This window comes from Microbulbifer aggregans (genome assembly GCF_020524005.1).
Lineage (GTDB): Bacteria > Pseudomonadota > Gammaproteobacteria > Pseudomonadales > Cellvibrionaceae > Microbulbifer > Microbulbifer aggregans_A.
The window spans coordinates 505064-517556 of record NZ_JAIVKK010000001.1; the positions used below are offsets into that span (position 1 = coordinate 505064).

The 12493-nt window shown below is 59.1% G+C and carries 10 protein-coding genes; 6 read left to right on the plus strand and 4 right to left on the minus strand.

The genetic code is table 11. The features are described from left to right. Positions 1–16 precede the first annotated feature (16 nt). Positions 17–2743, minus strand: coding sequence for a cation-translocating P-type ATPase (locus LC093_RS02160; RefSeq protein WP_226661528.1), 2727 nt, complete (start codon positions 2741–2743; stop codon positions 17–19). Between the two features lie 141 nt (positions 2744–2884). Between LC093_RS02160 and acsA the strand changes: the two genes are divergently transcribed. The 6 genes from acsA to LC093_RS02190 all read left to right on the plus strand — a co-directional run bounded on the left by acsA (position 2885) and on the right by LC093_RS02190 (position 9367). Then, positions 2885–4648: an acetate--CoA ligase gene (gene acsA, locus LC093_RS02165; protein ID WP_226661529.1), complete on the plus strand. Its 1764-nt coding sequence runs from the start codon at positions 2885–2887 to the stop codon at positions 4646–4648. Next, complete coding sequence (gene pdhA / locus LC093_RS02170) at positions 4645–5673, plus strand: pyruvate dehydrogenase (acetyl-transferring) E1 component subunit alpha (RefSeq protein WP_226661531.1); 1029 nt, start codon at positions 4645–4647, stop codon at positions 5671–5673. Before acsA ends, pdhA begins: the two co-directional genes overlap by 4 nt. Positions 5674–5694: 21 nt before the next feature. Continuing rightward, positions 5695–6675, plus strand: a complete 981-nt coding sequence (locus tag LC093_RS02175; RefSeq protein ID WP_226661532.1) for an alpha-ketoacid dehydrogenase subunit beta — start codon at positions 5695–5697, stop codon at positions 6673–6675. Further along, positions 6668–7852 carry a dihydrolipoamide acetyltransferase family protein gene (locus tag LC093_RS02180; protein WP_226661534.1) on the plus strand — a complete coding sequence of 395 codons (1185 nt, stop codon included), beginning with the start codon at positions 6668–6670 and terminating at the stop codon, positions 7850–7852. The genes LC093_RS02175 and LC093_RS02180 overlap by 8 nt, the downstream gene beginning before the upstream one ends. Next, on the plus strand, positions 7849–8124 hold the full coding sequence (locus tag LC093_RS02185; RefSeq protein ID WP_226661536.1) for an acyl carrier protein: 276 nt from the start codon (positions 7849–7851) through the stop codon (positions 8122–8124). The genes LC093_RS02180 and LC093_RS02185 overlap by 4 nt, the downstream gene beginning before the upstream one ends. A 61-nt stretch (positions 8125–8185) precedes the next feature. Beyond that, complete coding sequence (locus LC093_RS02190) at positions 8186–9367, plus strand: glutaredoxin domain-containing protein (protein WP_226661538.1); 1182 nt, start codon at positions 8186–8188, stop codon at positions 9365–9367. A 19-nt stretch (positions 9368–9386) separates the two neighbouring features. Here the strand turns inward: LC093_RS02190 and LC093_RS02195 are convergent, their stop codons facing one another. From LC093_RS02195 to LC093_RS02205, 3 genes are read right to left on the minus strand one after another with little or no spacing between them, the layout of a single operon-like run. Further along, positions 9387–10241 (minus strand): FoF1 ATP synthase subunit gamma, encoded by an 855-nt coding sequence (locus tag LC093_RS02195; RefSeq protein ID WP_226661540.1) that lies wholly within the window; start codon positions 10239–10241, stop codon positions 9387–9389. Continuing rightward, the gene (locus tag LC093_RS02200; RefSeq protein WP_226661541.1) at positions 10238–11725 is read right to left on the minus strand and encodes a F0F1 ATP synthase subunit alpha; all 1488 of its coding nucleotides are present in this window, start codon (positions 11723–11725) and stop codon (positions 10238–10240) included. The genes LC093_RS02195 and LC093_RS02200 overlap by 4 nt, the downstream gene beginning before the upstream one ends. Further along, positions 11722–12489: a F0F1 ATP synthase subunit delta gene (locus tag LC093_RS02205; RefSeq protein ID WP_226661543.1), complete on the minus strand. Its 768-nt coding sequence runs from the start codon at positions 12487–12489 to the stop codon at positions 11722–11724. The genes LC093_RS02200 and LC093_RS02205 overlap by 4 nt, the downstream gene beginning before the upstream one ends. Positions 12490–12493 lie beyond the last annotated feature (4 nt).

The window sequence follows — 12493 nt, forward strand, 5'->3', positions numbered from 1 at the left end:
AAGCTTTTCCATGGCTTCAAACTTTTGGCTTGCCAAGAATCAGCAATACTTCCATCGCAACCAGCTGCAGCAGCGCGATGGAAAAGAGTGTTACCCACTGCGCCGCGCTCACCGGTGAAACGCCCAAAACTTCCTGCATCAGCGGCGAATACAGACACAGGATGTGAATTCCCTGGGCGGCCAGCGTACCCACCAGTAAAACAGGATTAGAAAAGAACGGCTGACGGAATATCGAGCGTTTTTCCGAGCGGCTATTGAACACCTGCACGTTTTCGAACAATACCATCAGTAACAAAACACTGTTGCGTGCGCTTTCCACCGACCAGCCCTGTTCCAACAACCAGTAAAACGAAGCAAAAGCCAGCCCGCCCATCACAAGCCCGGAAACGAGTACCCGCCGTAACATCAGTGGATCAAACAGCGACTCTTTGGGTGGACGCGGTGGCCTGCGCATCTCGTCGCCCTCCCCCGGCTCCAGCGCCAGGCCGATACTCTGCACGCTATTGGTCACCAGGTTGAGCCACAGTAATTGCACCGCTGTAAGTGGCAGTGGCAAGCCAAAACTGGTGGTCAATACAAACAGCACGACTTCCGCCGCACCGGTAGAGATGAGGAAGAAAATGACCTTGCGAATATTCTGGTAGGCAATGCGCCCTTCTTTGACACCAGCGACTATGGAAGCAAAGTTGTCATCGGTGAGCAGCATATCCGCCGATTCCTTGGCGACTTCCGTGCCCTGCTCGCCCATGGCCACACCCACATGGGCACGGCTCAGTGCTGGTGCATCGTTGACGCCGTCACCGGTTACCGCGACAAATTCCCCCTGACGTTGCAGCGACTGCACAATGGTGAGTTTCTGCTCCGGCGACACACGGGCATATACGCGAGTATTCACGGTCATGGCATCCAGAGCCGGTGGCCCGCTTGCCTCTGCCTGTGCCAGTTCGGCTCCGGTCACCACTGTTTCATCAGTGTCGGCCAAGCCCAGTTCTCGCGCGATACTGAGAGCCGTACGCGGATGGTCGCCGGTAAGCATACACACGTGGATCCCCGCCGCGCGGCATTCAGCCACGGCTTCCGCCGCTTCGGGTCGCAGCGGATCGATCATGCCAACCAGCCCGACCAGGCAGAGCCCGCCCAGGTGGTCCGCCGTAAATGCATTGACGTTGTCAAACTGCCCATCGGCGAAAGCCAGCACCCGGGCGCCTTTCTCGGCCAGGCGACCCATAGTTGCCAGTGCCCGCTCACGATCAAGTGGCACATCGCCAGTGTCAGTTGCCATGCGGTCGCACATTGGCAGCAGCTTTTCCAGTGCACCCTTGACACATACCAGGCGCACACCGGCATCAGAGCCATGCAAGGTCGCGGCGAAACCCAGTGCTGGCTCATAGTGGATTTGTCCATTCAGTGGCCACTGGTCGAGAATGTGGGAGCGTACGTGTCCGGTCTTGTGTGCCATTACCAATAGCGCCTGGTCCACCGTATCCCCACTGCTGTGCCACTGGCCATTTTCCAGAGGGTGCAGCTCAGCTTCATTGCACAGTGCCGCAACGCGCGCGAGGCGGGACACCAGTGGGTGGGCGGCTGTGGGGGAGCTCTGTGTTGTTGGTAATATGCCGCCATCCACGGTAACACCACTGCCGTCAAAAAAAGCGATATCCCGTACCGTCAGGCGGTTTTCCGTGAGCGTACCGGTCTTGTCCGTAGCAATCACGGTACAGGAACCGAGACTCTCCACGGCCACCAGCTTGCGGATAATGACGTTGCGCTTGACCATTCGGCGGGTGCCTATGGACAACACCAGCGTCAATGCCATGGGCAACCCCTCCGGGATCGCGGATACGGCAAGCGCGACCGCCGTCATAAAGATCACCAGTGGCGGCGTATCCCGGGCAAGTTCAACCGCGGCCAGCACTGCCACCGCGATTAACAATGCGATGGTGAGCTTTTTACTGAACCGCTCGATACGCTGAAACAGCGGCGGTTTGACGGCCTGCGCGGCTTCCATGGTCAGGCTAAGTTTGCCCATTTCCGTTTGCTGACCGGTTGCGGTCACCAGTGCCCGTGCACGCCCCACCGCAACCAGGCTACCGGCGAAACACATGTTGGTCCTTTCAGCGACCGGGGTGCCCACGGCGTATATCGCATCACTGTTCTTGTACACCGGCAGGGATTCGCCGGTAAGGACGGATTCGTCGATCTCCAGTCCCGTCGCTTCCTGTAATCGCAGATCCGCGGGCACGCGGTCACCGGAGCTCAATAGCACCAGGTCTCCCGGCACCAGGTCTTCTGCAGCAATTTCACACGTCTCGCCATCACGGATCACCCGCGCACGATTCACCATCAGCTGCCGTAACGCCTGCGCGCTGCGGTGGGCATGGTTTTCCTGTAACGCGCCGATCAATGCATTGATAAGCAGAATCAGACCGATAAAAGACGCGTCGGCGAGTTTTCCCACACTCAGCGAAACCACCATCGCCGCCAGCAGCACGTAGATCAACGGACTGATGAACTGGCGCAGGAACAAACGCGGAAATCCCGGCAGTCGTGGCAGCGGCAGTGCGTTGGTGCCATATATGGTGAGACGTCGTTCTGCTTCCGCTTTTGACAATCCGGCGCTGCTACTGCTGAGGCTTTGCGCCACTTGGTGCGCAGGCAGGCTGTACCACTGGCGCTGGGAGTCGCGGCTCTTTGCGTCAATTTCAGTCATGGCGGTTTTTGTGGCATCGAGTTGCATGGTCATTGGAAGCAGCAATATGGGCGTTTATTTTTTTAGTCAGTAGCTAACAGTAGCTGAAAATTATTATGTCACCGACTTTGTGAAGCTTTTGCCGGTAGCTGCCGAATGGCTATGCGCGAAAAAAGCAATGCCAGAAAACTGCTTATGTCTCGACAGATAATCCGCAAAAACAGCGAGGATTGGGAGCTGATTCCCAACCTGCTGGATTACGATGCCGCCCGGGATCATTTCTCCTGGGAGCACGAAATGACGCTGCTCGACGGATTGCCAGCTGGTGGCCTGAACATCGCTCACGAGGCAGTGGACCGTCACGCCGCCGGCGATCGTCGCGAACACACGGCACTGCGCTGGCTGGATAAGAGCGGCGAAGTTACAGATTTCACCTATGGCGATCTGAGCCTGCTCACCAACCGCTTCGCGAATGTGCTACGGGAACTGGGCGTGCAGAAAGGCGATCGCGTCTTTGCGCTCTGCGAGCGTATTCCGTCGCTCTATATAACGGCGCTTGGCACGCTGAAAAATGGCAGCGTATTCTGCCCGCTATTTTCTGCCTTCGGTCCGGAGCCGCTGCGCGCACGTCTCTCAATCGGCGAGGCTACGGTGTTGGTCACGAGTGAAGCGCTCTACCGCCGGAAGGTGGCTGCGCTGCGTGAAAACCTGCCTCAGCTGCGTCATGTACTACTGATAAGAGAACAAGCGGAGGGCAACCTGCCTGCGGATACGCAGGATTTCCAGCAATTACTGAACCATGCGAGCGAAGAATTTTCCATCGAAAATACCGACCCCGAAGATCCTGCACTTTTGCATTTCACCAGTGGTACCACTGGAAAACCCAAAGGCGCCCTGCACGTACACGAAGCGGTGCTCGCCCATCACGCCAGTGCTCGCCTCGCGCTCGACCTCCACCCACAGGATGTGTTCTGGTGCACTGCCGACCCCGGTTGGGTAACGGGCACCAGCTACGGCATCATCGCGCCCCTGGTCATCGGTGCCACCATGATCGTTGACCAGCAGGAATTTGACCCCGAGCGCTGGTACAGCATCCTCCGGGATCACAAAGTCAGCGTCTGGTATACCGCACCTACAGCGGTGCGCATGATGATGAAAGTGGGCTCGGAACTGGCCAAACAATATGAATTGCCATCCCTGCGGTTTATGGCCAGCGTCGGTGAACCGCTCAACCCGGAGGCGGTAATGTGGGGCGAGGAAGCTTTCGGGCTACCGTTCCACGACAACTGGTGGCAGACCGAAACCGGCGGCATCATGATCGCCAATTTCCTCAGCCAACCGATAAGGCCCGGCTCCATGGGTCGGCCGCTGCCCGGGATCGAGGCCGCGGTGGTGCGTCTCGATAAGGACGGCACGCTTCAGGTAATCGACGATCCGGACCAGGAGGGCGAACTCGCACTGAAACGCGGTTGGCCCTCCATGTTCCGCACCTACCTCTACGAGGAAGAGCGCTACCAGAAGTGCTTCCACGGCGAGTGGTATCTGACCGGCGACCTGGCGCGACGCGACGAAGACGGCTATTTCTGGTTCGTCGGCCGCGCCGACGATGTGATCAAATCCTCCGGCCATTTAATCGGGCCCTTTGAAGTCGAAAGCACACTCATGGAACACCCGGCCGTGGCGGAAGCCGCCGTGATCGGCGTGCCCGATCCGATGGCCGGCGAAATCGTCAAAGGCTTCGTTTCCCTGAAGCCCGGGTTCGAAGCCGGGGAAGCACTGCAACAGGAAATCATGGCGCTCGCGCGCAAGCGGCTCGGGCCCGCTGTGGCGCCCCGGCAAATCCAGATTGAACCCACACTGCCGCGTACCCGCTCCGGCAAGATCATGCGCCGCCTGTTGAAAGCGCGCGAACTCGGCCTGCCCGAGGGCGACACCTCAACGCTGGAGGGTAACGAGTGAACGACAAGCCCTCCCAGGTAAGTCGCGAGCAGGGACTGCAATGGTTACTGGATATGCTGCGTATTCGTCGTATGGAAGAAAAGTGCGCGGAACTGTACGGCGAGGAAAAAATCCGTGGCTTCCTGCACCTGTATATCGGCGAGGAAGCGGTAGCGGCCGGTGTGATACCGGAACTTGAAGCCGAGGACGCAGTGGTGGCCACCTACCGCGAACACGGCCATGCATTGATGCGCGGTATTTCCATGAACGCCATCCTGGCAGAAATGTATGGCAAGCAGGAAGGCTGTTCCGGCGGGCGCGGCGGCTCCATGCATCTGTTCGATGCCAATACCCGCTTCTGCGGTGGCAACGCCATCGTCTCCGGCGGCCTGCCCCTTGCCATCGGTCTGGCGCTCGCGGACAAAATGCAGAAACAGCCTCGGGTCACGGTGTGCTTTTTCGGTGAAGGTGCCGTGGCCGAAGGCGAATTCCACGAATCCCTTAACCTCGCTGCACTCTGGCAGTTACCGGTGTTGTTCGTGTGTGAAAACAATCTGTATGCGATGGGGACTGCGCTCGCGCGCTCGGAGTCGGTCACGGATATTCACCGCAAGGCCGAGAGTTACGGTATCCACTCCACTGCGGTAGACGGCATGGACGTGATGTCGGTGAATACCGCCGCGCGCCTCGCGCTGAAAAAAATCCGCACAGAACAGGTGCCCGCGTTTCTGGAAATGCGCACTTACCGCTTTCGTGCCCACTCCATGTTCGACCCGGAGCTCTACCGCGAAAAAACGGAGGTCGAGCAGTGGAAACAGCTTTGCCCCATCACCACACTTCGTGCGCGTCTGAAGGCCCAGCAGGTAATTACCGACGAAGATATAGCCGCAATCGAGCAGACCGCAGCTGCGGAAATACAGGCAGCCGTCGCCTTTGCAGAGGCCGGGCACTGGGAACCGGTGGAAGACCTGATGAAGTATGTCTACACCGAATCGGAAAATTCCGTCATTCCGGCGCAGGCCGGAATCCAGACGCCACCACCCTGAGCATCAACAGCGGATTTTTTCATGAACATGACCTACCGCGAAGCGATGCGCGCCGCAATGCGCGAAGCCCTGCAGCAGGACGAGCGGGTCTTCCTGATGGGCGAGGACGTGGGCCGTTACGGCGGCTGTTACGCAGTCAGCAAGGGGCTGCTGGACGAGTTCGGCGAAGAGCGCATCCGCGATACCCCGCTGTCTGAATCGGCGTTTGTGGGCGCCGGGATTGGTGCGGCACTGGGCGGCATGCGACCGATTGTCGAGGTTATGACAGTCAATTTCAGCCTGCTGTGCCTGGACCAGATCGTAAATACCGCAGCCACCCTGCGGCATATGTCTGGCGGCCAGTTCAGTGTGCCGGTGGTGCTGCGCATGACTACCGGGGCCGGCCGGCAGCTGGCCGCGCAGCATTCCCACAGTCTCGAATGCTGGTATGCGCATGTGCCGGGGCTGCGAGTAATCGCGCCTGCCACCCTGGAAGACATGCGCGGCATGTTGCGGGTAGCGCTGGAAGATCCCGACCCGGTCATCATTTTCGAGCACAACGCCCTGTACAACCGCGAAGGCGAACTGCCTGATGACGTATCTGTCACCGAAATCCGCCGTGCGGCAGTGCGACGTACCGGCAATCACATCAGCCTGATCTGTTACGGTGGCAACCTGGTCAAAGCGCTTGAAGCCGCAGACGAACTCGCCAAATCAGGAATTGAAGCGGAAGTGATCGACCTGCGCTCGCTGCGTCCTCTGGACGACGCAACCATACTCACCTCGGTGCGCAAGACCCGCCGTGCAATCATGATTGACGAAGGCTGGCACAGCGGCAGCCTCGCGGCAGAAATCGGTATGCGCATCAGCGAGCAGGCCTTCTACGATCTCGATGCACCACTGGCCCGGGTGTGCACGGCGGAAGTTCCCATCCCCTACCCCAGCCACCTGGAACAGGCGGCACTGCCACAGGTAGCCACCATTGTCAGCAAGGCGCGCGAGGTGCTGGGGCAACATGTCTGAATTCCGCCTGCCCTCACTCGGCGCCGACATGGACGACGCCACCCTGCGAGAGTGGTTTGTAAAACCGGGCGATACGGTAAAAAACGGCGATATCGTTGCCGCCGTGGAGACCAACAAGGGCATTATTGATATCGAGATTTTCGAGGGTGGCACCATCGAGCAGATTATGGTGCAACCGGATGAGAAAGTACCGGTGGGCGCAGTGCTGGCACTCTATCGCACAGAGCACGAGAGTGAAGTCAAACGGCTAACCCCAGAACCCGCAACGCATCCATTCAACAAAGAACGCGCAAGCCAACCGGAACGCACGCCCGAACCGGAATCAACCTCTGCTGAAGCACCCTTACGCAAGCGCATTTCCCCGGCCGCACGCAAGCGGGCCCGCGAACTTGGTATCGACCCGGATACCCTGAGCGGTACCGGGCCCGATGGCGCGGTAACCCTGGACGACGTCCTCGCCGGCGCCGGCCCTGCGGCACCGGTCACCAAACCTGCCACCCAGCCGGAACTATCCAGGGCCGGTATGCGCCAGGTCATCGCCGCCGCCATGGCCCGCTCAAAGCGGGAAATTCCCCACTACTACCTTTCCACCACCATTGATATGACTCCGGCCCTGGACTGGCTGGAAGCGCGCAATACGCAGCGTCCATTACCCGAACGTATGGTTTACGCCGCCCTGCTGCTCAAAGCCGTGGCAATGGCCGTGAAAAAAATCCCGGAAATGAATGGCTATTTTGCGGATGGCCAAGTGCAGCTCGATACGGACGTACATATCGGTGTCGCCATTTCACTGCGCACCGGCGGACTTGTGGTTCCAGCCTTGCATAATGTGACTAAAAAAAGCCTGGATCAGTTGATGCCGGATTTTTTCGATCTGGTAGATCGCGCCCGCAGTGGCCATCTGCGCGCTTCGGAATTACAGGACGGCACCATCACCGTTACCAGCCTCGGAGAACAGGGCGTGGAAACCGTTTTCCCCATCATCTATCCACCGCAGATCGCCATCGTGGGTTTTGGTTCCCTGGTGGATCGCGTTATACCGGTAGCAGGTAAACCCGCGGTGCGGCGGGTCATCAATGCCAGCCTTGCCGCCGACCATCGCGTCAGTGATGGCCACCGTGGCGGTCTCTTCCTGGCAGAGATCAATCGCCTGCTACAGGAGCCGGAATCTCTATGACCCCCAATATGAGTGCCGACGAAATCAAAGCCCTGGTGCTGGAGAAGCTGCTACAGGTGGCGCCGGATATCGAGCCTGCACAATTGGATACCGCAACGCCAATTCGCGACCAGTACGATTTCGACTCCATGGATTTCCTGCACTTCGCCATCGCGCTGGGGCAGCAATGCCAGTTGGAAATACCCGAACACGACTATAGGGAATTACAAAGCGTCGACGGCGCCGTGGATTATTTAGTGAAACATTCGAACGGCAATGCCGCAGCAAAGTAACTGGCCCTCGCTCTTGCGAATACCTGGATAGGTGTCCCGAAACCAGCCCGAATCACTGCCCATGATGTTTCAAACACCCGCAAAGATCCGCCGTTCACCCACGCAAATAGCGCGCCCGCTTTTCGTGGCCAGCCTTATCCGTCTCGCCCTTGCGCTCCTGCTTTTTACAGTTATTGCGGATGCGGCCGCGGAAAGGCCCCAGACTTCCTCCCCACAGGTACTCCTTGTCTATGTGCGTGACGGCTGCCCCCACTGCGCCGATGCGAAAAAATATTTGCGCAAGCTGGCACGACACAAACCAAATCTGCGTATCGTATATCGAGCCGTCGACAAAGACCCGAGGGCAGCGGAGGAGCTCGAGCGTTACTCACGCCAGGCCGGTCAATCCCCTGCGGGTGTACCCACCTTCGTCGTAAATGGCCAGGTGCACGTGGGCTTTATCAGCCCGCAAGTGACGGGACCACACCTCGAAAGACTGCTGGACGGAGGCACCGCACCGCCGGGAAAGACTGAAGAGGCCGGGTTCGGCGACCTGCGTGTCGACCGGCTCGGCCTCCCCCTCTTTACCATCGCGCTGGGGTTGCTCGACGGTTTCAACCCCTGTGCCATGTGGGTGTTGTTGTTCCTGCTGTCGCTTCTGGTAAGGCTGCAAGACCGTCGCCGGATGGCGTTGATCGCCGGGACCTTTGTGCTGGTGAGCGGTGTGGTGTATTACGCGTTTATGGCTGCCTGGCTCAACCTGTTTCTGGTGCTGGGATTTTCAAACTGGCTGCGGTGGGCACTGGCGGCGATCGCCATTGGCATCGGCCTGGTGAACCTGCGGGACTTCTTCAACAGCCGTCACGGCTATACCCTGGCGATACCGGAGTCCGCCAAGCCCGGGCTCTACGCGCGGGTGCGCAATGTGCTGCGTAGCAACAAACTCCTCACTTCCCTGCTGGGCGTGGCAACACTGGCGGTGCTGGTAAATTTTATTGAGTTGCTGTGTACCGCAGGGCTGCCCGCGATTTACACCGCCGTACTGTCCCAGCAAGCGTTGAGTGCCCCGGTCTACTACGGCTATCTCGGCCTCTACATCCTTGCCTACATTGCCGACGACGCACTGATGGTTACCATTGCGGTAATGGCCCTCGGCAGCCGCAAATTATCAGAAGGCACCGGGCGCTGGCTCAAGTTGATCAGCGGGCTGGTGATGTTGTTGCTTGGCATGGTCATGCTGTTGTTTCCCGGGTTGCTCATATAACCGGGTACTCCGAAATAAATTAACTATCGCTGAACGCTGAAGAGGTGCCACTTTCCGCATTGAGCAATATCACCTCGATTTCCTCTATGATTTCTTCCTGCCGCACCTGGTTTTCCCGGGTTTTCAGATCCCTCAGGCGCTTGTCCAGGTGGCGCACTGCGCCTTCGAGGTGCTGCATCCGGCGGCGATTTTCCGCCATCAGGGAGACATAGAGAATTTCGTGGAGGGCGGCAAACAGGTACTGATCCGCCAGTTCCTGCATCAGTTTCGCCGGAGTGACATTCAGTTGAGGCGGATAGGCAAACGCAGCTGGCTGGTCGCGCAGTTCGGCAAATGGTGGTAACAGTGGACGTGCAATAACCTCATCTTCCGGGCCGCCGTGATAAATCACGATCAGCGGCGTATCGCCCTGCAACAGTTTGGCCAGTCCATTGGCGAGCCGGATCATGGTGCCGTCCACCTCATCCAGTACTGTGGCGCCCTCAAAAGTCGCCTTCAATTGCGGGTGTGATTCCAGATGTCCGCTCAGCTTGCGGCCGCAGGCCACCACGCCGGCATTTTCACCGCCGGCTGCGGCCAGTTGCTGCTGTAACGTCAGTAGAAGCGGCTCATTGAAATCACCACAAAATCCGCGTTCGGATCCGAGCACCAGATAGAGCGGACTTTCCGGCTGTGGCTCCGGCAGCAGTTCACCATGAAACCCGAGTAAATCCTGGGCCGCGCGGTACAGGCCCGCCACCACGCCTTGCTGGATCTCCAGTACTTTACGCAGGCGGCGGACCTCAATAAACGCCAGTGACTGCATGGCGCCGATGATCTGGCGTGCCTCCGATAGCTGGCTCTGGTGATGCAGGAGTTCATGCCGCCGGCTCATGGGGTTTCGCGCGCTTTATCAGTGGCAAGTTCACCGGCCCAGTCCTGTGCCAACGCCGCCCATCGTTCCCGAGCATCGTCCAGGGTCAGGCCAGAGGCCGCTACCTGTTTTTCCAGTTGCGACAGTAAGTCCGGCAACGCGCGAGGTTCGCGGTCATCCAGAAGGCCATCGTTGAAGGCCACCATCCACGCCAGTTGAAATTCGATGGGCAGCGGTGACAGGCGATCCTGCTTGAAGATTTCCCGCAGCACGCGGCCGCGGCGAATCACCTTTTCCATCCCGGCCTCCAGCTTGGCGCCAAAGCGGGTAAACATTTCCAGTTCCAGAAACTGCAGATAATCCAGCTTCATGCGCCCCGCTTCCTGCTTTACCGCTGGGTGCTGGGCGCGGCCGCCAATACGTGACACCGATTTACCGATGTCGATCGCGGGGCGGAAACCACCGCTGAACAGGTCCCGGTCCAGGTACACCTGGCCATCGGTAATGGAAATCAGATTGGTGGGGATGTAAGCCGCAATTTCACCCAGTTTGGTTTCCACAATGGGCAGTGCAGTCATGCTGCCGCCACCATTGGCGGCATTCAGGCAGGTGGCACGCTCCAGCAAGCGGGCGTGTACGGAAAAGATATCACCGGGGTAGGCTTCCCGGCCCGGTGGACGTCGCAACAGCAGTGAAAGTTCGCGGTAGGTTTTGGCGTGGGTAGACAGATCGTCGTAGACCACCAGCGTATTCCAACCCTGGTGCATCCAGTGCTCCGCGACGGTACAGCCGGCAAATGGCGCAAGGTGCAGTAACCCAGGCAAGGCACTGGCCTCCGCGACTATCACCGTGGTGTATTCCAGTGCGCCGGCATTGCGCAACAGCTCGATGGTACCGATAACCGTGGAGCGCTTCTGCCCGACCAGCACGTAAACGCAGCGAATATTCTTGCCCTTTTGATTGGTGACCGCATCCAGTGCCAGGGCACTGCGCCCCAAGCCCTCGTCACCGATCAGCAATTGCCGTTGGCCGCAGCCAATCGGGATCATGGTGTCCAACACCTTGCTCCCGGTGTACAGCGGCCGCTGCACAAAATCCCGTTCGGCGATGGCCGGTGCGCGGCTCTCCAGCGATCGCCAGCCGGCACATTCCGGCATCGCGCCGCCATCCAGTGGACCGCCGAGCGGATCGAGAATACGCCCGAGCACTTCATCACCCACCGGAATTCCCAATGGCTGGGTCCGGCGCCACGCTCGGGTACCCGCGGTCAAACTATCTGTTGCCTGTAACAGCACTCCACCTACGAGCGTTGCATTAAGATCGAATACCTGGGCGCGGCTGCCATCACTGAATTCAAGCACGTCGTCGATAGCCACCGTCGGCAACCCTGCCACCCAGACAATGCCATCGCCAATGGATACCACCCAGCCCTGCTCGGCTATGCGTAGTTTTGGGTGGTATTTGTCGAGCCAGTCGTTCCGTTGCTGAATCGAGTCGCCATTCATGACTCACCGCCAACCGGCTCCGGCGCAAGATGCGCGAAGCCCTGTAGCTCGTCGCGCACATTGATGCCCATTTCCCAAGCGCCAATGGAAACCCGGATACCGGCGATCAGTTCCGGCTGCTCCACAAATTCGCACGCCACCGCGCGCCCTAGGCAAGCCTTCAGAGCCGCCTCAATGGCAGTGCGCGTGTCCGCATTCAGCGTATGGGCGCTTGCTACCTGCACCCTGGGTTCCTCCGCGCTATCCCCTAACTGCTGGCGCAGCTGTATCCGCTGCGCTTCCGGCATTTCCGCGAGGCTTGTGAGGAAGAGCTTCACCAGCCGGGTTTCGGTCTCGGGGCCTGCACCCTGCTCCAGCAGTTTCGCGGCGAAGCGACTGCCCTGCTCCATCGCTTGCAATTCCATCTGCCGACGCTGCTCCCCTTGTCGCCGGGCGTCGACCGTGGCGGATTTCTTCCGCTGCTGTTCCAGCTCATCCACCAGTAATTTTTCCCGCCGCGCCCTTTCGCCACGCAATTCATTTTCCAGTGCTTCGTGGGATTGCTGCCGCTCGGTGCGCCACTCCACCAACCGGCCCTCGTAGTCTTTCTGTAACTGCTCCGCTTGCTCCTCTTTTTCGCGAGCCTCGGCCAGCCGCGCATCAATTTCCTGCTGGCGCCGCGCAATCACCGACTGCACCGGACGGTAGAGAAAATGCTTCAGAATCCATACCAGAACGAGGAAGTTGAAGATTTCCAGCAGGAAGGTCGACCAGCTAAGCTCCACGATT